The following is a 19966-nucleotide window of genomic DNA, read 5'->3' on the forward strand; positions in this document are numbered from 1 at the left end:
CGCCGAAGTCGATGACGAGCGCCACCCGCTTGCGGCCCTCCGTCGGGGCGGTCGCCCCGCAGACGGTCTCGAAGTCGGCCGCCGCGCGCGGCGGGGCGGCCTGCGCCGCCGCGTCCTTGCTCACCGAGAAGCGGAAGCCCTGGACGGAGCCGTCCGCGGGGCGGGCCATCGAGGGACCCTGGGTGGCGTACGACCACCGGCCGCCCGCCGAGCCGTCCCAGAACGACCAGTAGCGGTAGCCCGCCGCCTGCGCCGGGGTGGCGGCCGGCAGGGCCAGGGCGATCCCGAGAGCGAGGGCCAGGGCGGGCAGTCGGCGGCGCATCAGGACCGGTTCTTCTTCCGGCGGCCGCTCAGCAGGATGCCGATGCCGATACCGGCCGCGGCGCCCGCGCCGACGATCCACCAGACGTTCTGGCCGCCGGAGGGCTTCTCCTTCTCGCCGTCCACCGTGGTCGCCTCGGTGTCCGCGCCCTGCGGGGCCGGGCCGGTCGCGTTCAGCGCGGCGACGAGGTCGGTGCCGCCGAAGGACTTCGGGTCGGCGCCGGTCGCGTGCGTGGCGAGGACGAGGGTGCCCAGGGCGGCCGGGCTGCCCTTGGCCCACTCGGCGGAGTTGGCCTCCAGCCACTTCAGCGCGCCCGCCGCCGACTCCTTGTGTCCGGCGGCGGCCAGGGCCAGTACCGCGTCGACGGTGTTGCCGGTGTCGGGGGCGGGCTGGTCCGCGCCCGGGGTGAGGGCCATGAGGTGGCCGTCCTTCTTGAGGGCCTCGGCCAGGTAGCCGGCCGCGCCCTGGGCCGCGGCCACCGGGTCGGCGGCGTTCGCGGCCGGGCAGGCCAACGGGGTGGCGGGGGTGTTCTCGGCGGACGGGACCACGGCCGCGCCCTTGCCGAGGCCGGCCAGAGCCGCGGCGGCCGTGGCGTCGGCGTTCGCGAAGAGCTTGCCGTCGGCCGGCTGGTACGCGAAGGCGCCCCGGTCGGCGGCCGGCTCGGCGGCGCAGCCCAGCTGGAAGGGGAGCAGGCCTTCGTAGGCCGACCTGCCCGTCTTCGACCTGACCTCGGCCGGGTTCTCGCCCGCGACGGACAGGGCGCTGATCACCACGGCGGTGGAGTTGGCGTCGCTGGGGGAGCCGGGCACGAAGCTCCAGCCGCCGTCCTCGTTCTGGACGGACTTCAGCCAGTCCACGCTCTTCTTGACGGCCGCGTCCTGGCCGCCGAGCGCCTTCAGCGCCTGCACGGCCGCCGAGGTGGCGTTCGTGTCGTACATCGTGTTCGCGTCGCACGCCACGGCGGAGTTCGCGCGGAAGGAGGCGAAGCCGCCGTTCTCGCACTGCTGGCCGGCCAGCCAGACCACGGCCTCCCGGGCGGGCTCGACGCCGACGGTGTGCTGGGCGAGCAGCGCGAAGGACTGCCGCCACACGCCGTCGTAGCTGGGGTCGGCCTTGCCGTACAGACCGGAGGGGATCACCGGGGGCGCGGACGGGGAGGCGGGCGGCGCGGTGTCGGCGAGGGCTGCGGGGGCGGCGCCCACGCAGAGCACGGCGGAGGCGGCGAGCGCGGCTGCGCTGCGGTGGAGCTTCATCAGGGGGCGGGTGCCTCTCGTACGGGGGAACCGGCAGCAGGCACGCACAGGCACCGGGCTCCGGCTCCGTTTACCTCGACGGTGCCGGCCGCCGGGGGCTCCGGCGGCACGAGCCGCGCACCTCCGGTACGGGGCATTCCGGCTCCCCGCCCGGGCGGTGCCGGGTGTGGGTCACGGTTGCGGGTCAGCGCCGGAATCGCACCGGCTTCCCCCCGTACAGAGGTGTGGACGACAGGTTCACTCTACCGGCCCGTAACCGGCGGGCCCGGGGCGCAGGGGCCTGGCGCCCCTTACCGGGCTCGGTCACTCACAGGGCCCGGTACGTGACCGGGTCCGTGCCCGGCACCGCCTCGGCGCGGCCCTGTTTCACCAACCGCCGCACATGAGCCTCCGCTTCGGAGACGGCGATGTTGCGGGAGCCGTACGGGATCTGCTCCCAGGGCCGGTTCCACTGCATCCGCTCGGCCAGCCCCCACGGGGTCAGCGGCTCGGCCAGCAGCGCCCAGAGACCCGTGAGCCGTTCCTCGTGGTGATCGAGGAGCTCCCGTACGCGGGCGGGCGCGTCGGTGAAGGCGTGCTGGTGGGCCGGGAGCACCTCGGCGGGTCCGAGGCGGCCGATGCGTTCGAGGGAGTCGAGGTAGTCGCCGAGGGGGTCGGTGACGCGGGTGTCCTCCGGGGCCTCGTACAGGCCGATGTGGGGGGAGATCCCGGGCAGCAGGTGGTCACCGGAGAAGAGGCGGCCGTTGCCGGGGAGGTGCGCCGGATGCTGTTCCTCCAGGTGCAGGCATACGTGACCGGGGGTGTGGCCGGGGGTCCAGATCGCGCGCAGCCGGCGTCCGGCGAGGGGGAGCAGCTCGGCGGGCACGATCTCCCGGTCGGGGACGGCGGCGCGCAGGCCGGGCAGGGTCCGCATGCGGCCGCTCGCGCGGGCGGCGCGCAGCGGGGCGATGTGCTCCTCGGGGGCTCCGGCGGCGGCGAGTTTGGCGCTCATGTAGTCGAACCAGACGCCGGGTTCGCAGGCGCGGGTCCGTACGACGACCTCGGTGTCGGCGGCGTGCATGGCGATCCAGGCGCCGGAGGCCTCGCGGACCTGGCCGGAGAGGCCGTGGTGGTCGGGGTGGTGGTGGGTGATGACCACGCCGTGGATGTCGGTGACGGCGGTGCCGAGTGCGGCGAGGCCGGCGGTGAGGGTGTCCCAGGACGCGGGGTCGTCCCAGCCGGTGTCGACGAGGATGGGGCCCCGGTCGGTGTCGAGGAGGTGGACGAGGGTGTGCCCGAGAGGGTTGTCGGGGATGGGGACCTTGATGGCCCACACGCCGCCGCCGTGATCGGTGACGTGGGGTGTGTTCCCGCCGGCCTGTGGCGTGCCGTCCTCCGTGGCCCGTGAGGCGCCGTCCTCCGTGGTTTGTGCCGTGCCGTTCTTCGTGGCCCGCGCCGTGCCGTCCTCCGTCATGTGCCCTCGCTCTCCCCCTGTTGCCGCCCTCGGATGAGAACGTGTTCCAGTAGTAGCCCAAGTCGACCACTTTCCGGGCTCTCTGACCAGTCGTTCGATCTTCTTCGTCGAGGTGACGGAGGTTCCGTCCTGTCCGTGGACTCCTCTAACTAGAACTGGTATCAGTTCTGGAACGCCAAGCCGCAGGGCAAGCCGCAGGAGGCCTCAGCCATGACCGAGCTCGTGGAACACGGAAAACTGTTCATCGGCGGGGAGTGGACGGATCCGCTGGGCACCGACACGATCCGGATCGTCTCCCCCCACACCGAGCAGGTCATCGGCTCCGTCCCGCACGCCTCGAAGGCGGACGTCGACCGCGCCGTCGCCGTCGCGCGCAAGGCGTTCGACGAGGGGCCCTGGCCGCGGATGACCCTGGACGAGCGGATAGCCGTCGTCTCCCGGATCAAGGACGCCATCGCCGTCCGGCACGAGGAGATCGCCCGCTCGATCAGCTCCCAGAACGGCTCCCCGTACTCCTGGAGCATCCTCGCCCAGGCGCTCGGCCCGATGATGGTCTACGACGCCGCGATCACGGTCGCCCGTGCCTACCCGTACGAGGAGCACCGCCAGGGCGTGCTCGGCCCGATCCTGGTGCGCCGGGAGCCGGTGGGGGTGGTCGCCGCCGTCATCCCGTGGAACGTCCCGCAGTTCGTGGCGGCGGCCAAGCTCGCCCCGGCCCTCCTGACGGGCTCGACGGTCATCCTCAAGCCGTCGCCCGAAGCGCCGCTCGACTCCTACATCCTCGCCGACATCGCGCGCGAGGCCGGACTCCCCGAGGGCGTGCTGTCGATCCTGCCCGCCGACCGCGAGGTCAGCGAGTACCTCGTCGGGCACCCCGGCGTCGACAAGGTCGCCTTCACCGGCTCGGTCGCGGCCGGCCGGCGCGTGATGGAGGTCGCCGCCCGCAACCTCACCCGCGTCACCCTCGAACTCGGCGGAAAATCCGCGGCCGTGATCCTCCCGGACGCCGACGTGGCGACCGCGGTCGCCGGGATCGTGCCCGCGGCCTGGATGAACAACGGCCAGGCCTGCGTGGCCCAGACCCGTATCCTCGCCCCCCGCAGCCGGTACGAGGAAGTGGCCGAGGCCCTCGCGGAGGCGGCGGGCGCACTCGTCGTCGGCGACCCGCTCGACCCGGCGACCCAGCTCGGCCCGCTCGTGGCCGAGCGGCAGCGGCAGCGCTCGCTGGACTACATCCGGATCGGCCAGGAGGAGGGCGCCAAGGTCCTGGCGGGCGGCGGCCGCCCGGCGGGCCTGGAGCGCGGCTGGTACGTGGAGCCCACCCTCTTCGGTGACGTCGACAACTCCATGCGGATCGCACGCGAGGAGATCTTCGGGCCGGTCGTCTGCCTGATCCCCTACGGGGACGAGGCCGAAGCGGTACGAGTCGCCAACGACTCGGAGTTCGGCCTCAGTGGCAGCGTCTGGACCGCGGACGTCGAGCGCGGCATCGACTTCGCCCGCCGGATCCGCACCGGCACCTTCAACGTGAACACCTTCAGCCTGGACATGCTGGGGCCGTTCGGCGGCTACAAGAACAGCGGTGTGGGGCGGGAGTTCGGTCCGGAGGGCCTGAGCGAGTACCTGGAGCACAAGATGATCCACCTTCCGGCGGGCCATGAGGCGGGTGCCTGATGGGTGACCGCTGGCAGGTCGAGGTGGACAGAGGGGTCTGCATCGGCTCGGGCATGTGCGTGAACCACGCGCCGGGCGGTTTCTTTCTGGACTCGGCACGCCAGTCCCACCCGCGGACCGCGGAGTCGGACGCGAACGAGCCGATCCTGACGGCGGCGGAGGGCTGCCCGGTGGAGGCCATCCTCATCACCCTGGCGGAGACGGGGGAGCCGGTCTTCCCGCCGGAGGAGTAGGGGAGGCGGCTCCCCGGGGCTCATCGGACGGGGTCGGGGCGTTGGGCGGGGGCTTCCGCACACCGGAGCCCCGCCGTACCCCTCATTGCCACCCGCCCGGCTTCCGCCGTGCCGAAGCCATCCCGCACACCCCGCACATCCCGCACCACCCCGCCACCGTCGCGGAGCAACGGCTTCAGGCCTTTTCCGGGGCCGTCAGGTCGATCAGGCGGCACACCATTTCGATGTCGATCTTGACCTGGGCGATCGAGGCGCGGCCGGAAAGCCACGTGATCAGCGCCGAGTGCCAGGTGTGCTCGATGACCCGCACCGCCGAGAGCTGCTCCGCCGTCGGCGGCTGCTCCAGCCCCATCGCGTCCAGGATGATCGCCGTGGTCAGCCGGGACACCGTGTCCACCTCGGGGCTCACGCTCCGGTCCGCGAACGTCAGTGCCCGCACCATCGCGTCGGCCAGCTGCGGCTCCCGCTGGAGGGCGCGGAAGGCCCGCATCAGGGTCTCCGCGACCCGCGCCGCCGGGTCGTCCCCGGCCGGCGGGCGTTTGCACAGCGTCGTGTGCATGTGCTGGAGCTGGTCCTGCATGGTGGCGACCAGCAGGTGCACCTTGGAGGGGAAGTAGCGGTAGAGCGTGCCCAGGGCCACGCCCGCCGCTTCCGCGACCTCGCGCATCTGGACGGCGTCGAAACCGCCCCGGCTGGCCAGCTGGGCGCTGGCGTGCAGGATCCGGCGGCGGCGTGCCTCCTGGCGTTCCGTCAGGGGAGGCGACGCCGGTGTGGTGACGGCCTTCACTTCCGCTGTCATGTGTCCCGTTCCGTGTCGTTGCGCGGGCTGAATCCGGGCTGGTCGGCGGCCAGCATCGCAGGCGCCGGAGCCGTGGCGCGAATCACCTGCTCCGCCTCTTACGGTGTGGTTTCCGGCCGGTAGATTCAATGGTCTTCGACGGATCAAGTCTGAAACTTGTTCTACATTATCCGAGCGGTTACGCTCCGGCGAAAGTTGCAGTGAGAAGGGGGCCGAGAGTGACCGCAGAGGCCATGGTGACGAGCCCTTTCGCGGGCTCCGCCGCCGACGGCGACCGCCCGCTGCGCATCGCACTCCTCACCTATAAGGGAAACCCGTTCTGCGGCGGCCAGGGCGTCTACGTCCGCCACCTCTCGCGCGAACTCGTACAACTGGGGCACTCCGTCGAAGTCATCGGCGCGCAGCCCTATCCGGTGCTCGACACGGGCGCCTCGCTCACCGAGCTCCCGAGCCTGGACCTGTACCGCAGCCCGGACCCCTTCCGTACGCCGAAGCGCGACGAGTACCGGGACTGGATCGACGCCGTCGAGGTCGCCACCATGTGGACCGGCGGCTTTCCCGAGCCGCTGACCTTCTCGCTGCGCGCCCGCCGCCACCTTGCCGCGCGCGCCGGTGACTTCGACGTCATCCACGACAACCAGACGCTCGGCTACGGCCTCCTCGCCGACCTCGGCGCCCCGCTGGTCACCACGATCCACCACCCCATCACCGTCGACCGCAAGCTCGACCTCGACGCCGCGACCGGCCGAGTGAAGCGGGCCTCCGTGCGCCGCTGGTACGCCTTCACCCGCATGCAGGGCCGCGTGGCCCGCCGCCTGCCGTCCGTGCTCACCGTCTCCGGCTCCTCCCAGCAGGAGATCGCCCAGCACCTGGGCGTCCGCGACGAGCGCATCCACGTCGTGCACATCGGCGCCGACACCGACCTCTGGTCGCCGGACCCGTCCGTCGCCGAGGTGCCGGGCCGCATCGTCACCACCTCCAGCGCCGACGTACCGCTCAAGGGACTCGTGTACCTCGTCGAGGCGCTCGCGAAGCTGCGCACCGAGCAGCCCGAGGCGCACCTCGTCGTCGTCGGCAAGCGCGCCGAGCAGGGCCCGGTCGCCCGCGCCATCGAGACGTACGGACTCCAGGACGCCGTCCGCTTCGTCAAGGGCATCACCGACACCGAACTCGTCGACCTCGTCCGCAGCGCCCAGATCGCCTGCGTGCCCTCCCTCTACGAAGGCTTCTCGCTCCCGGCGGCCGAAGCCATGGCCACCGGTACCCCGCTCGTCGCCACCACCGGCGGCGCGATCCCCGAGGTCGCCGGACCCGACGGCGAGACCTGCCTCGCGGTGCCTCCGGGCGACGCCGGCGCGCTGGCCACCGCGCTGGGCCGGATGCTGGGCGACCCGGAGCTTCGGGCCCGCCTCGGCGCCGCCGGGCGCGACCGGGTCCTGACCCGGTTCACCTGGGCCAAGGCGGCCGAGGGCACCGTCGCGCACTACCGCGCCGCCATCGAGCAGGCCGCCGCCGGCCGTATCCGCCGGGCGCGCTGACCTTCTGCCACCCCCGCTTCTTCCCCATCCCCGAACACCCCCGCGACCGCGAAGGCAGGACCCCGTGCTGACCGTCGATTTCTCCCGGTTCCCGCTCGCCGCAGGCGACCGCGTACTCGACCTGGGCTGCGGCGCAGGCCGGCACGCCTTCGAGTGCTACCGGAGAGGCGCCCAGGTGGTCGCCGTCGACCGCAACGGCGAGGAGATCCGCGAGGTCGCCAAGTGGTTCGCGGCGATGAAGGAGGCCGGCGAGGCCCCCGCCGGGGCCACCGCCACCGCCATGGAGGGCGACGCGCTCGCGCTGCCCTTCCCCGACGACTCCTTCGACGTCGTCATCATCTCCGAGGTGATGGAGCACATCCCCGACGACAAGGGCGTGCTCGCCGAGATGGTCCGCGTGCTCAAGCCCGGCGGGCGCATCGCCATCACCGTGCCGCGCTACGGCCCCGAGAAGATCTGCTGGGCGCTCTCCGACGCCTACCACGAGGTCGAGGGCGGCCACATCCGCATCTACAAGGCGGACGAGCTGCTCGGCAAGATGAAGGCCGCGGGCCTCAAGCCGTACGGCACGCACCACGCGCACGGGCTGCACTCCCCGTACTGGTGGCTCAAGTGCGCCTTCGGTGTCGACAACGACAAGGCGCTGCCCGTCAAGGCGTACCACAAGCTCCTGGTCTGGGACATCATGAAGAAGCCGATGACCACGCGGCTCGCGGAGCAGGCCCTGAACCCGCTCATCGGCAAGAGCTTCGTGGCGTACGCGACCAAGCCCCACCTCCCCGTCAGCGCGGCCCAGTGAGCACGCCCGGACGCACCGAACACCTCGTTCTCGACGGTGTACTGACGGCCGAGCAGGCCGCCCGGACGGTGGCGGGAATCCTCGCGGCGCAGCGCGCCGACGGCGCCATACCGTGGTTCCGCGGGCACCACCTCGACCCGTGGGACCACACCGAGGCCGCGATGGCGCTCGACGCGGCCGGTGAGCACGAGGCCGCGGAGCGGGCGTACGCGTGGCTGGCCCGGCACCAGAACCAGGACGGCTCCTGGTACGCGGCCTACGCCGACCGGCCGGACGGCGTGGACACCGCCGAGCCGCAGGACGCGAGCCGCGAGAGCAACTTCACCGCCTACATAGCCGTCGGCGTGTGGCACCACTACCTCTCCACCGGCGACGACACCTTCCTCGACCGCATGTGGCCGGCCGTCTACGCGGCCGTGGAATGCGTCCTGACGCTCCAGCAGCCCGGCGGCGAGATCGGCTGGAAGCGGGAGCCGGACGGCACGGCCGTCACCGACGCGCTCCTCACCGGCTCCTCCTCCATCCACCAGGCACTGCGCTGCGCGCTGGCCATCGCCGAGCACCGCGAGGAGCCGCAGCCCGACTGGGAGCTCGCGGCTGGCGCACTGCGGCACGCCATCCGGCGCCACCCCGAGCGGTTCCTCGACAAGAACCACTACTCGATGGACTGGTACTACCCGGTCCTCGGCGGTGCCCTGACCGGCTCGGAGGCCAGGGCGCGCATCGAGGAGCGCTGGGAGGAGTTCGTGGTCCCGGACCTGGGCGTGCGCTGCGTGCTGCCCAATCCATGGGTGACGGGCGGCGAGTCCTGCGAGCTGGCGCTCGCGCTGTGGGCGACGGGGGAGTCGGACCGGGCGCTGGAGATCCTGCGCTCGATCACCCACCTGCGCGCGGACAACGGCATGTACTGGACGGGGTACGTGTTCCAGGACGAGGCCGTCTGGCCGGTGGAGCAGACCACCTGGACGGCCGGGTCGCTGCTGCTCGCCGTCGCGGCGCTCGGCGGGGACGAGGCCACGACCGAAGTGTTCGGCGGGACCTCGCTCCCGGCCGGGCTGGAGCCCGACTGCTGCGGGTGAGCCGGGCTCGGGTTCAGCGGCGGTAGAGCCAGCCGGCGACGGCGTGACCGATGAGCAGGTAGGCCACGGCGGCGATGCCGTAGCCGATGACGACCTGGACCCATTCGCGGCTGAAGGTGAACAGGTCGTAGGACCAGGCCGCGAGCCAGGAGGCGACGTCGTGCACGAGGTCGACCAGGGCGTTGCCCTGGTTGGCCTCCAGCAGGTAGAGCAGGATCCAGAGGCCGATGACGAAGGCGAGCACGTCCGCCACCAGTGCGACGGCGCGGCCTGCCTGACTGCTTCCCCGGGTGCGTACTCGTGTGTGAGTGCTCATACGGCGCGTGTTGCCGCCCTGACGCGCCGTAAACCCGAACGGCTTCCCCCGGTGGCGGTTCCGGGGGACCGGGGTGAGGCTGCGGAGGACGCCTCAGTCCCCGGAGGAAACCGTGCCCGTACCCCCGACCATCCGATTCCGCCGCGCCGTCACCGCCGTGCTGCTGTCCACCGCGCTGATCGTCGGCGCCGCCGCATGCGGCAGTGGCGGCAACGGCCCGCGCGAGGAACTGTCCGCCGCGTCGATGGGAGAGCTGGCCGCCCTCGCGGCGGCGGAGCCCGTCGCGGCCGAGGCCGACGAACTGGCCGCCGTGACGCCGTCGCCCAGTACGTCCGCGGAGAAGCAGAAGTTCGCCAAGACGCGTTTCGTCGCCAACGCGGGCCTCGCGGCCGGTGCGACGTACCAGTGGATCGTCAAGCCGTACCGCGCGGGCAAGTTCAAGAAGGGCGCCAAGGGCCGCACCTTCGCACTGATCAAGGCGGGCCTCGCGGGCGCGTTCGCGTACAACCGGCTCAAGGCGGCGTCCGAGAACGCCAAGGGCGACCCGCTGCTGGCGAAGGCGGTGGCCCCGCTGACGGCGGGCATCGAGTCCCTCAAGGGGCTCGGCAGCAAGCTGCGCAAGGGGCAGGCGGGTGACGGTGACATCGGTGCCTTCGACAGCGTCATCAACAATGTGAAGGAAGCCGGCCGGAGCGCGGGCGCGGTGGTGACGGACAAGGTTCCGAGCGCGTCCCAGCTGGGCGGCTAGCGCTTCGGGGTGCGGCCCGGTCTCCGCCGCTGCCCTGGCCGGGCGGTGCGCGTGGCTCCGGGCCGGCGGCCCCCTTGTCCCGGTTGCGGGCCGGGTCGCCGCCTTTGCCCTGGCCGGGCGGTGGGTGTGGCTCCGGCACGGTGGCCGCCGATGCCCTTGCCGGGCGGGCGGGTGCGGGTTCGTGTTTCGGCTGTGGGCCGGTGGCCGCGCCTCAAGCGCCGGCGGGGCTGGGTGGTGTCCGCGGACGGGGTCGGGAGCGGGGGTGGGAGCGCGGGGCCGCCGGGGGGTGTCTCCTCGGCTTGCGAACCTGAGCCGTGCCGGACTGCGGGGCGGCGGTGGTTCGCCGCGCCTGCGGGGACACCCCCCACCGTCCCCGCACCCCCACCCGGCGGTGTGCCGCCCCGCCCCGTACGAGGGGCCGTGGGGCGGGGACACTCCGGGGGCTCCCCGCAGGACGAGCGCGCAACCCAGGCCGTACGGCAGGACCACGGCCGCCATTCGCGCGAGCCGAGGAGAGCCCCCGCCCCACCCGAAGCCACCGGCCTGCCCGGCCCGACCCATCACGCCCCCGCCCGGGCACCCCATCCAGCCCCGCCGGCGTTTGAGGCGCGGCCACCGGCCCGCAGCCCGGAAACGTACCGCCCGGCCAGGGCAGCGGCGGCCACCGGCCCGCAGCCGGAAACGTAGCGCCCGGCCAGGGCGAGGTCAGCGGACGGGGTGGCCCGCTTCGCGGAGGGCCGTTTTGACTTCGGCGATGCGGAGGTCGCCGAAGTGGAACACCGACGCCGCCAGCACCGCATCCGCACCCGCTTCGATCGCCGGGGCGAAATCGGCGAGGCGGCCCGCGCCGCCCGAGGCGATCACCGGGACCGTGACGTGCTTGCGGACCGCCGCGATCATCTCGATGTCGTAGCCGTCTTTGGTACCGTCCGCGTCCATCGAGTTGAGCAGGATCTCCCCCGCGCCCAGCTCCGCCGCCCGGTGCGCCCACTCGACCGCGTCGATGCCGGTGCCCTGCCGGCCGCCGTGCGTGGTGACCTCGAAGGTCCCGGCGGCCGTGCGGCGCGCGTCCACGGACAGCACGAGGACCTGCCGGCCGAAGCGCTCCGCGATCTCCTGGATCAGCTCGGGGCGGACGATGGCGGCCGTGTTCACGCCCACCTTGTCCGCTCCCGCGCGAAGGAGTTTGTCGACGTCGTCGGCGGTGCGGACGCCGCCGCCCACCGTGAGCGGGATGAAGACCTGCTCGGCGGTGCGGCGCACCACGTCGTACGTGGTCTCGCGGTTCCCGGAGGACGCGGTGATGTCGAGGAAGGTCAGCTCGTCGGCGCCCTCGGCGTCGTACAGCTTGGCCATCTCCACCGGGTCGCCCGCGTCGCGCAGGTTCTGGAAGTTGACGCCCTTGACGACCCGGCCGTTGTCCACGTCCAGGCAGGGGATCACGCGTACGGCGAGGGTCATGCGGTCACCGCCTTGAACGCCTCTACCTCCACCTCGACGACCATGCTGGGGTCGACGAAGCCGGAGACGATCAGCATGGTCGCGGCGGGCCGTACCGCGTCGAAGAGCTGCTTGTGGGCGCGGCCCACCTCTTCGACGTCCCGGGCGTGCGTGAGGTACATCCGGGTGCGGACCACGTCCTCGGGTCCCAGGCCGGCCTCGGCGAGGGCCTTGAAGGCGACCTCGAAGGCCTTGATCGTCTGGTCGTACGGGCCGCCCCCGTCGGCCGCGGTGCAGCCGGAGACCAGGACCAGGCCGTTGGAGAGGGCCACGGCGCGCGAGTAGGCGATGACGTCCTCGTAGGCACCGCCGGAGGAGATGCGGCGGACGCCGGCCGTCGAGTCGGGGGAGCTGCTCATGCGGAGACCACCTTCAGGGCTTCTTCCAGGGTGAAGGCCTTGGCGTACAGGGCCTTGCCGACGATCGCGCCCTCGACGCCCTGCGGGACCAGTTCGGACAGGGCCCGCAGGTCGTCGAGCGAGGAGATGCCGCCGGAGGCGACGACGGGCCGGTCGGTGGCGGCGCAGACGTTCTTCAGCAGCTCCAGGTTGGGGCCGGTCAGCGTGCCGTCCTTGCCGATGTCGGTGACGACGTAGCGGGCGCAGCCCTCGGAGTCCAGGCGGGCGAGGGTCTCGTAGAGGTCGCCGCCCTCGCTGGTCCAGCCGCGGCCCTTGAGGGTGGTGCCGCGGACGTCGAGGCCGATCGCGATCTTGTCGCCGTGCTCGGCGATGGCCTGGGCGGCCCACTCGGGGGTCTCCAGGGCGGCGGTGCCCAGGTTGACGCGGGTGCAGCCCGTGGCGAGGGCCGCGGCGAGCGAGGCGTCGTCACGGATGCCGCCGGACAGCTCGACCTTGATGTCCATGGCGCGGGTGATCTCGGCGACCAGGGCGCGGTTGTCGCCGGTGCCGAAGGCGGCGTCCAGGTCGACCAGGTGCAGCCATTCGGCGCCGGAGCGCTGCCAGGCGAGGGCCGCTTCCAGCGGGGAGCCGTAGGAGGTCTCGCTGCCGGACACCCCGTGCACGAGGCGCACGGCCTGTCCGTCGCGGACGTCGACCGCGGGCAGCAGTTCGAGCGTGGGTGCGGTCATCACAGGGTCTCGATCCAGTTGGTGAGGAGCTGGGCGCCGGCGTCGCCGGACTTCTCGGGGTGGAACTGCGTGGCCCACAGGGCCCGGTTCTCCACCGCCGCCACGAAACGCTCGCCGTGGGTGGCCCAGGTGACCTTGGGGGCGCGGATCAGGGGGTTGGTGACTTCGAGGCTCCAGTCGCGCGCCGCGTAGGAGTGCACGAAGTAGAACCGGGCGTCGGCGTCCAGGTCCTTGAAGGCCTGGCTGTCGGCCGGGGCCTCGACGGTGTTCCAGCCCATGTGGGGGACGATCGGGGCCCTGAGCGGGCCGACCGTGCCGGGCCACTCGTCCAGGCCCTCGGTCTCGACGCCGTGCTCGATGCCGCGCTCGAAGAGGATCTGCATGCCGACGCAGATGCCCATGACCGGGCGGCCTCCGGAGAGCCGGCGGCCGATGATCCAGTCGCCGCGGGCGTCCTTGAGGCCCTGCATGCAGGCGGAGAAGGCGCCGACACCGGGGACGAGGAGTCCGTCGGCGTCCATGGCCTTGTCGTAGTCGCGGGTGATCTCGACGTTCGCGCCGACGCGGGCGAGGGCCCGCTCGGCGGAGCGGACGTTTCCGAAGCCGTAGTCGAAGACGACGACGTTCTTGGTGGGGCGGACTGCGCTCATTCCCAAATTCCCTGGATTCGCAGGACTCCGGCGGCGAGGCACATCGCGGAGGCGAGGGCCAGCAGGATGATGACCGACTTGGGCATCTTCTGCTTCTGGAAGGAGTAGACGCCCCCGGCCAGGAACAGACCGAGGACGATCAGGATGGTGTTGAGGCCGTTCACGGCTAGAGGGCGCCCTTCGTGGAGGGCAGGATGCCGGCCGCGCGCGGGTCGAACTCGGCGGCGTAGCGCAGGGCCCGGGCGAGGGCCTTGAACTGGCACTCCACGATGTGGTGGGCGTTGCGGCCGTACGGGACGTGGATGTGCAGGGCGATCTGGGCCTGCGCGACGAAGGACTCGAAGATGTGCCGGGTCATCGTCGTGTCGTACGCGCCGATCATCGGCGCCATGTTCTCGGGCTCGGTGTGCACGAGGTAGGGGCGGCCGGACAGGTCGACGGTCACTTGGGCGAGGGACTCGTCGAGCGGCACGGTGCAGTTGCCGAAGCGGTAGATGCCGACCTTGTCGCCGAGGGCCTGCTTGAAGGCGGCGCCGAGAGCGAGGGCGCTGTCCTCGATGGTGTGGTGGCTGTCGATGTGCAGGTCGCCCTCGGTCTTGACGGTGAGGTCGAAGAGGCCGTGGCGCCCGAGCTGGTCGAGCATGTGGTCGTAGAAGCCCACGCCCGTCGAGACGTCGACCTGGCCGGTGCCGTCGAGATTTATCTCGACGACGACCGAGGTCTCCTTGGTGGTCCGTTCGACCCGTCCGATGCGGCTCATGCGTGCTGCTCCTTCTTCAGTGCGCGAACCGCTTCCAGGAACGCGTCGTTCTCCGCCGGGGTGCCCGCGGTGACCCGCAGCCATCCCGGTACGCCGTTGTCCCGGACCAGGACGCCCTGGTCGAGGATCTTCTGCCAGGCGGTGTGCGAGTCCTCGAACTTCCCGAACTGGATGAAGTTCGCGTCGGAATCGGTGACCTCGAAGCCGACGGCCCGCAGTTCGACGACCAGGCGGTCGCGCTCGGCCTTGAGCTGCTCGACGTAGCCGAGCAGGGTGTCGGTGTGCTCCAGGGCGGCCAGTGCGGTGGCCTGGGTGACGGCCGACAGGTGGTACGGCAGGCGCACCAGCTGGACGGCGTCGACGACGGCGGGGTGCGCCGCCAGGTAGCCCAGGCGCAGACCGGCCGCGCCGAAGGCCTTGGACATCGTCCGGGAGACCACCAGGTTCGGGCGGCCCTCGATGAGGGGCAGCAGCGAGTCCCGGTGGCTGAACTCCACGTACGCCTCGTCGATGATCACCAGGGAGGGCTTGGCCGCCTGCGCGGCCTCGTAGAGGGCGAGGACCGTCTCGGCCCCGACCGCGGTGCCCGTGGGGTTGTTGGGCGAGGTGATGAAGACGACGTCGGGGGCGTGCTCGGCGATCGCCCGCTCCGCCGTCTCCACCTCGATCGTGAAGTCCTCGCGGCGCGGGCCGGAGATCCAGCCGGTGCCGGTGCCGCGGGAGATCAGCGCGTGCATCGAGTAGGAGGGCTCGAAGCCGAGCGCGGTGCGGCCGGGACCGCCGAAGGTCTGCAGCAGCTGCTGGATGACCTCGTTGGAGCCGTTGGCGGCCCATACGTTCTCCCGCGCCACCGGGTGCTTGCCCGTACGGGTGAGGTAGGCGGCCAGCTCGGTGCGCAGCTCGACCGCGTCCCGGTCGGGGTAGCGGTTGAGGGTGCGGGCCGCCTCGGCGACGCGCTCGGCGATGCGCGCGACGAGCTCGGCGGGCAGCTCGTACGGGTTCTCGTTGGTGTTCAGCTGGACGGGCACGTCGAGCTGCGGGGCGCCGTACGGGCTCTTGCCGCGCAGCTCGTCCCGGATGGGCAGGTCGTCGATGCCGAAGCTCACTGGGTGGGCACCTTCCATCCGAAGCGTGCCTTCAGGGCGGCGCCGTGCGCGGGCAGGTCCTCGGCCTCGGCCAGTGTCACCACGTGGTGGGTGACCTCGGCGAGGGCGTCCCTCGTGTAGTCGACGATGTGGATGCCGCGCAGGAAGGACTGCACGGACAGGCCGGAGGAGTGGCAGGCGCAGCCGCCGGTGGGCAGCACGTGGTTCGAGCCGGCGCAGTAGTCGCCGAGCGAGACGGGGGCCCACGGGCCGACGAAGATCGCGCCGGCGTTGCGTACGCGGGCGGCCCGGGCGGCCGCGTCGGCGGTCTGGATCTCCAGGTGCTCGGCGCCGTACGCGTCGACGACCTTGAGGCCGTCGTCCAGGCTGTCGACCAGCACGATCGCGGACTGCTTGCCGGCGAGCGCGGGCTTGATCCGGTCCTCGACGTGCTTGGTCGCGGCGACCTGCGGCTCCAGCTCCCTCTCGACGGCGTCCGCGAGCTCGGCGGAGTCCGTGACGAGCACGGCGGCGGCCAGCGGGTCGTGCTCGGCCTGGCTGATCAGGTCGGCGGCGACGTGCACGGGGTCGGCCGTGGAGTCGGCGAGGACGGCGATCTCGGTCGGGCCGGCCTCGGTGTCGATGCCGATCTTCCCGGTGAAGTAGCGCTTGGCGGCGGCTACCCAGATGTTGCCGGGGCCGGTCACCATGTTGACCGGCAGGCAGTCCTCGGTGCCGTACGCGAACATGGCGACGGCCACGGCGCCACCGGCCGCGTACACCTCGTCCACGCCGAGGAGCGCGCACGCGGCGAGGATCGTCGGGTGCGGAAGCCCGTCGAACTCCTTCTGCGGCGGGGATGCGAGCGCGATCGACTCGACGCCCGCCTCCTGGGCCGGTACGACGTTCATGACGACGGAGGAGGGGTACACCGAGCGGCCGCCCGGGGCGTACAGTCCCACGCGTTCCACCGGAACCCACTTCTCGGTCACGGTGCCGCCGGGGACCACCTGGGTGGTGTGCTCGGTGCGGCGCTGGTTCCGGTGCACGATCCGGGCGCGCCGGATCGACTCCTCCAGGGCGGCGCGGACGGCGGGGTCCAGCTGCTCCAGAGCGGCCTTGATGGCCTCCGCGGGCACCCGGACCTGCGAGAGCTCGACCCCGTCGAACTTCTGCGCGTACTCGATCAGCGCCGCCGTGCCACGATGATGGACGTCCTCGCAGATGGGCCGCACCTTCTCCAGGGCAGCTTCTACGTCGAACTCGGCACGGGGCAGCAGATCGCGCAGGGCGCCGCCCTCGGGGAGGGCGTCACCGCGCAGGTCGATACGAGAGATCACCTCACAATTCTCTCAGACCGCTTCGCGCCACCGTCCGCCCGTATCACTGGCTGATACAGGCCCCGGATGTCACAGGGGCCCGATAGCGTTCCCCTACACGTAGATGACAGCGGAGGGGGGCCGCCGTGACCGAGGCGCGCACGGACGAGGAACCGGCGGATCTCACCGCTTCCGAACGGCGCATGTGGGACGCGTACCGCACCGGCAGCGTCTGCGATCTCAGCAGCCGGGCCGCCGACCGGGACGATCCGCACGCCGAGCACGTCTGGGGGCCCGAGCGCAGCGTCCGCGCCCGGGTGGTCGCCCGGCTGCTGCTGCACGGCCCGGCCCCGGTGCCGGGCCGGGTGGCCTCGCTCAAGCTGCGCGGGGCGCGGATCAGCGGGCGGCTGGAACTGTCCGGCGGCGCGGTGGCCCCGTACGTGGAGCTCCAGTCCTGCCGCTTCGACAGCGAGATCCAGCTGTCCGAGGCCCGTGTCGGCACGCTGCGGATGGTCAACTGCGCGATACCGCGGCTGGAGGCCGCCCGGCTGCACACCGAGGGCGATCTGCACCTGCCGCGCTGCCGGGTGGCGCGCGGGATCCGCCTGACCGACGCGCAGATCGGCACCGACCTGCTGATCAGCCAGGCCGTGGTGCAGCGGGACGGCAAGGGCCGGGCGATCGCCGCCGACGGGCTGTCCGTCGCGCAGGACTTACAGGGGGAGCTGCTGGAGACGTACGGGGAGGTGAGCCTGCGCGGAGCCAAGGTCGGCGTGTCGATGAACCTGCGCGGGGCCCGCCTGTGCAACCCGTCCGGGCGGTTCGCGCTGAACGCCCCGCAGCTGACGGTCGAGCGGACCCTCTACCTGACCTCCATCGCGCTGGACTACGCGGCGTACGGGGGCTCCTCCACTCCTCCGTACGGGCTGGGGTCGACGCCCGTGCGCGGTCGGCGGGCCCAGCACTTCGAGTGCCGGGGCGGGCTGCGGCTGGACGACGGGCGGTTCGGGGACGCCATCGACTTCTACGGTGCGCGGTTCGCGCTCACCGACGAGCAGGAGATCTCCCTGCGCCGGATCCAGACCCCCGAGTTCCGTTTCGTCGGCGAGCGGCCGGAGTACGGGCGGGTGGTGGTGTCCGGGGCCAAGGTGGTCAAGCTCGTCGACACCTCCACGAGCTGGCCGGGCCCGGGCGGCTTGTCCATCGAGGGGTTCGTCTACGAGAACCTCGCGCCCCGGGGCCATTTCCCGCTCTCGCGCCGCCTGGAGTGGGTGGCGGCCGCCACTCCCGAGTACTCGCCGGAGCCGTACGAGCGGCTGGCCGCCGTACTGCGGACCAGCGGCGAGGATGCGGACGCCCGCGAGGTGCTGCTGGCCAAACAGCGGCGGCGGCGGGACACGCTGCCGCCCTGGCCGAAGGCGTGGGGGTACCTCCAGGACTGGACGGTGGTCTACGGCTACCGGCCGGGCCGGGCCGCGCTGTGGATGGCGGTGCTGTGGGCGGCGGGGACGCTGCTGTTCTCCCAGCTGGACCCGCCCGCGATCAAGGCGGAGGAGCACCCGCAGTGGAGCGCCGCCCTGTACGCGCTGGACCTGCTGCTCCCGGTGATCGACCTCGGTCAGCAGGGGCAGTGGAAGCTGGAGGGCGGCTGGCAGTGGGGGGCGGCGGGCCTGGTCGTCATGGGCTGGATCCTGGCCACGACGGTGGCGGCGGGGGCCTCGCGGCTGCTGCGGCGGGGGTGACGGCGGCGGGGGGTCGTCCGGTGGAGCGCGCACGTGACGCCGTCCGCCCCTCAAAACGCCGGGCACTCTCGGGGGCCCGGGCGATTACCCTGTGCCAGGTGACCACCGTTCGCCTGCCCCTCTTCCCGCTGAACTCGGTGCTGTTCCCGGGACTCGTCCTCCCGTTGAACATCTTCGAGGAGCGTTATCGCGCCATGATGCGCGAGCTGCTGAAGACGGGCGAGGACGAGCCGCGCCGTTTCGCGGTCGTCGCGATCCGCGACGGCCGGGAGGTCGCGCCGACCGCGCCCGGCCTGCCGGACCAGACCTCCCTGCCCGAGCGGGGCCCGGCGGCGGGCTTCGGCCCCGACCCGATCCAGGCCTTTCACCGGGTGGGGTGCATCGCGGACGCGGCGACCGTGCGGGAGCGGGAGGACGGCAGCTTCGAGGTCCTGGCGACCGGTACGACGCGGGTCCGCCTGATCTCGGTCGACGCCTCGGGCCCGTTCCTGACCGCGGAGCTGGAGGAGCTCCCGGAGGACGCGGGCGACGGCGCGGGCGTGCTGGCCGAGGGGGTGCTGCGGGCCTTCCGCAACTACCAGAAGCGGCTGGCCGGGGCCCGTGAGCGGTCCCTGACGGGCGCGGAACTCCCCGACGAACCGTCGGTGGTCTCCTACCTGGTGGCAGCGGCGGCGGTGCTGGACATCCCGGCGAAGCAGCGGCTGCTCCAGGCCCCGGACACCGCGACGAGGCTGGCGGAGGAGCTGAAGCTGCTGCGCACGGAGACGGCGGTGATCCGCCACCTGCCGTCCTTGCCGGCGGTGGAACTGACGCGTGCCCCGACGAGCCCGAACTGAGCACCCACCGATGACGAAGAAGTCCAAGCAGGCGGCAGGTACCCCGGCGATCGTCGCGCTGACGGCGGCGGGCGTCGCGTTCACCACGCACGCGTACGAGCACGACCCGGCCCATCCCTCGTACGGGGAGGAGGCGGCCCAGGCGCTCGGTGTCTCGCCCGCCCAGGTCTTCAAGACGCTGGTCGCGGACGTGGACGGCGTACTGACGGTCGCGGTGGTCCCGGTCTCGGGGTCGCTGGACCTCAAGGCCCTGGCGACGGCGGTCGGGGGCAAGCGGGCGGCGATGGCCGACCCCGCCCTCGCGCAGCGCACCACGGGCTACGTCCTGGGCGGCATCTCCCCGCTGGGGCAGCGCAAGCGGCTGCGTACGGTGATCGACGCCTCGGCCTCGGCGCACCCCACGATCTGCTGCTCGGCGGGGCGCCGCGGCCTGGAGATCGAACTCTCCCCGTCGGACCTGACCACGCTCACCTCGGCCACCCTGGCCCCGATCGCCCGCGCGTAGCCGTCTCCAGCCCCGTCGGCACAACCGCGCCCCTTCGGCACAACCCAACCCGCCGGCACAACCGCGCCATCCGGCACATCCCAGCCCCGCCGGCGTTCGATGCGCGGGTCCAGGGCGGAGGCCCGATCTCCCAGCCCCGCCGGCGTTTCAGGCGCGGGGTCCGGGGCGGAGCCCCGATCTCCCAGTCCCGCCGGCGTTCGATGCGCGGGGTCCGGGGCGGAGCCCGGCGGGGTCCGGGGCGGCGCCCCGGGAAACGGAGAAAGGGCGG

22 protein-coding genes and 1 riboswitch are annotated in these 19966 nt (G+C 72.5%); of the genes, 9 read left to right on the forward strand and 13 right to left on the reverse strand.

Annotated elements, in window-relative coordinates:
- The 3 genes from ACWGIU_RS05455 to ACWGIU_RS05465 form a co-directional block, all read right to left on the reverse strand.
- A partial coding sequence (locus tag ACWGIU_RS05455) for an SCO2322 family protein (protein WP_453702663.1) occupies positions 1–322 on the reverse strand: 322 nt, incomplete at its 3' end.
- The gene (locus tag ACWGIU_RS05460; protein ID WP_453702665.1) at positions 322–1575 is read right to left on the reverse strand and encodes a prenyltransferase/squalene oxidase repeat-containing protein; all 1254 of its coding nucleotides are present in this window, start codon (positions 1573–1575) and stop codon (positions 322–324) included. The genes ACWGIU_RS05455 and ACWGIU_RS05460, both read right to left, overlap by 1 nt.
- 140 nt (positions 1576–1715) lie before the next feature.
- Positions 1716–1785: riboswitch (cobalamin riboswitch) on the reverse strand.
- A gap of 97 nt (positions 1786–1882) precedes the next feature.
- Positions 1883–3028 carry an MBL fold metallo-hydrolase gene (locus ACWGIU_RS05465; protein WP_453702667.1) on the reverse strand — a complete coding sequence of 382 codons (1146 nt, stop codon included), beginning with the start codon at positions 3026–3028 and terminating at the stop codon, positions 1883–1885.
- A 210-nt stretch (positions 3029–3238) separates the two neighbouring features.
- On the opposite strand from ACWGIU_RS05465, the gene ACWGIU_RS05470 reads away from it, so the two are divergent.
- Together ACWGIU_RS05470 and ACWGIU_RS05475 are read left to right on the forward strand one after the other, a co-directional pair.
- On the forward strand, positions 3239–4702 hold the full coding sequence (locus ACWGIU_RS05470) for an aldehyde dehydrogenase (protein ID WP_453702669.1): 1464 nt from the start codon (positions 3239–3241) through the stop codon (positions 4700–4702).
- Positions 4702–4935, forward strand: a complete 234-nt coding sequence (locus ACWGIU_RS05475; protein ID WP_453702671.1) for a ferredoxin — start codon at positions 4702–4704, stop codon at positions 4933–4935. Before ACWGIU_RS05470 ends, ACWGIU_RS05475 begins: the two co-directional genes overlap by 1 nt.
- A 175-nt stretch (positions 4936–5110) precedes the next feature.
- Here ACWGIU_RS05475 and ACWGIU_RS05480 read toward each other — a convergent pair whose 3' ends face one another.
- Positions 5111–5734, reverse strand: a complete 624-nt coding sequence (locus tag ACWGIU_RS05480) for a TetR family transcriptional regulator (RefSeq protein ID WP_453702673.1) — start codon at positions 5732–5734, stop codon at positions 5111–5113.
- Between the two features lie 218 nt (positions 5735–5952).
- Here ACWGIU_RS05480 and ACWGIU_RS05485 point away from each other — a divergent pair, with 218 nt between their 5' ends.
- The 3 genes from ACWGIU_RS05485 to ACWGIU_RS05495 all read left to right on the forward strand — a co-directional run bounded on the left by ACWGIU_RS05485 (position 5953) and on the right by ACWGIU_RS05495 (position 9150).
- On the forward strand, positions 5953–7272 hold the full coding sequence (locus ACWGIU_RS05485; protein ID WP_453702675.1) for a glycosyltransferase family 4 protein: 1320 nt from the start codon (positions 5953–5955) through the stop codon (positions 7270–7272).
- Positions 7273–7336: 64 nt separating this feature from the next.
- Positions 7337–8071, forward strand: coding sequence for a class I SAM-dependent methyltransferase (locus tag ACWGIU_RS05490; RefSeq protein WP_453702677.1), 735 nt, complete (start codon positions 7337–7339; stop codon positions 8069–8071).
- A complete protein-coding gene (locus ACWGIU_RS05495; protein ID WP_453702679.1) occupies positions 8068–9150 on the forward strand; it encodes a prenyltransferase in 1083 nt (360 codons plus the stop codon). Before ACWGIU_RS05490 ends, ACWGIU_RS05495 begins: the two co-directional genes overlap by 4 nt.
- 13 nt (positions 9151–9163) lie before the next feature.
- Here ACWGIU_RS05495 and ACWGIU_RS05500 read toward each other — a convergent pair whose 3' ends face one another.
- Positions 9164–9466 carry a hypothetical protein gene (locus ACWGIU_RS05500; RefSeq protein WP_150257264.1) on the reverse strand — a complete coding sequence of 101 codons (303 nt, stop codon included), beginning with the start codon at positions 9464–9466 and terminating at the stop codon, positions 9164–9166.
- A 112-nt stretch (positions 9467–9578) separates the two neighbouring features.
- On the opposite strand from ACWGIU_RS05500, the gene ACWGIU_RS05505 reads away from it, so the two are divergent.
- Positions 9579–10214 (forward strand): hypothetical protein, encoded by a 636-nt coding sequence (locus ACWGIU_RS05505; protein WP_453702681.1) that lies wholly within the window; start codon positions 9579–9581, stop codon positions 10212–10214.
- Positions 10215–10919: 705 nt separating this feature from the next.
- On the opposite strand, the gene hisF is transcribed toward ACWGIU_RS05505, so the two are convergent.
- Genes hisF through hisD form a run of 8 tightly spaced genes read right to left on the reverse strand, consistent with a single transcriptional unit; the run spans position 10920 to position 16636 of the window.
- The gene (gene hisF / locus ACWGIU_RS05510; RefSeq protein ID WP_453702683.1) at positions 10920–11675 is read right to left on the reverse strand and encodes an imidazole glycerol phosphate synthase subunit HisF; all 756 of its coding nucleotides are present in this window, start codon (positions 11673–11675) and stop codon (positions 10920–10922) included.
- A complete protein-coding gene (locus tag ACWGIU_RS05515; RefSeq protein ID WP_453702685.1) occupies positions 11672–12073 on the reverse strand; it encodes a RidA family protein in 402 nt (133 codons plus the stop codon). Before ACWGIU_RS05515 ends, hisF begins: the two co-directional genes overlap by 4 nt.
- Entirely contained in the window at positions 12070–12801 is a 732-nt protein-coding gene (gene priA, locus ACWGIU_RS05520; protein ID WP_453702687.1) for a bifunctional 1-(5-phosphoribosyl)-5-((5-phosphoribosylamino)methylideneamino)imidazole-4-carboxamide isomerase/phosphoribosylanthranilate isomerase PriA, read from the reverse strand. Before priA ends, ACWGIU_RS05515 begins: the two co-directional genes overlap by 4 nt.
- On the reverse strand, positions 12801–13451 hold the full coding sequence (gene hisH / locus ACWGIU_RS05525) for an imidazole glycerol phosphate synthase subunit HisH (protein WP_453702689.1): 651 nt from the start codon (positions 13449–13451) through the stop codon (positions 12801–12803). The genes priA and hisH overlap by 1 nt, the downstream gene beginning before the upstream one ends.
- Entirely contained in the window at positions 13448–13615 is a 168-nt protein-coding gene (locus tag ACWGIU_RS05530; protein WP_030009964.1) for a hypothetical protein, read from the reverse strand. Before ACWGIU_RS05530 ends, hisH begins: the two co-directional genes overlap by 4 nt.
- Positions 13616–13617: 2 nt before the next feature.
- Positions 13618–14211, reverse strand: coding sequence for an imidazoleglycerol-phosphate dehydratase HisB (hisB, locus tag ACWGIU_RS05535; RefSeq protein WP_453702691.1), 594 nt, complete (start codon positions 14209–14211; stop codon positions 13618–13620).
- Positions 14208–15317, reverse strand: a complete 1110-nt coding sequence (locus tag ACWGIU_RS05540; RefSeq protein ID WP_453702693.1) for a histidinol-phosphate transaminase — start codon at positions 15315–15317, stop codon at positions 14208–14210. The genes hisB and ACWGIU_RS05540 overlap by 4 nt, the downstream gene beginning before the upstream one ends.
- Positions 15314–16636 carry a histidinol dehydrogenase gene (gene hisD / locus ACWGIU_RS05545; RefSeq protein ID WP_453702695.1) on the reverse strand — a complete coding sequence of 441 codons (1323 nt, stop codon included), beginning with the start codon at positions 16634–16636 and terminating at the stop codon, positions 15314–15316. Before hisD ends, ACWGIU_RS05540 begins: the two co-directional genes overlap by 4 nt.
- Before the next feature lie 125 nt (positions 16637–16761).
- On the opposite strand from hisD, the gene ACWGIU_RS05550 reads away from it, so the two are divergent.
- The 3 genes from ACWGIU_RS05550 to ybaK all read left to right on the forward strand — a co-directional run bounded on the left by ACWGIU_RS05550 (position 16762) and on the right by ybaK (position 19698).
- The gene (locus ACWGIU_RS05550) at positions 16762–18357 is read left to right on the forward strand and encodes an oxidoreductase (protein ID WP_453702697.1); all 1596 of its coding nucleotides are present in this window, start codon (positions 16762–16764) and stop codon (positions 18355–18357) included.
- 98 nt (positions 18358–18455) lie between these two features.
- Positions 18456–19193 carry an LON peptidase substrate-binding domain-containing protein gene (locus tag ACWGIU_RS05555; protein ID WP_453702699.1) on the forward strand — a complete coding sequence of 246 codons (738 nt, stop codon included), beginning with the start codon at positions 18456–18458 and terminating at the stop codon, positions 19191–19193.
- Between the two features lie 10 nt (positions 19194–19203).
- Entirely contained in the window at positions 19204–19698 is a 495-nt protein-coding gene (ybaK, locus tag ACWGIU_RS05560) for a Cys-tRNA(Pro) deacylase (RefSeq protein ID WP_453702701.1), read from the forward strand.
- Positions 19699–19966 lie beyond the last annotated feature (268 nt).

Source organism: Streptomyces sp. NPDC054840 (genome assembly GCF_053611065.1).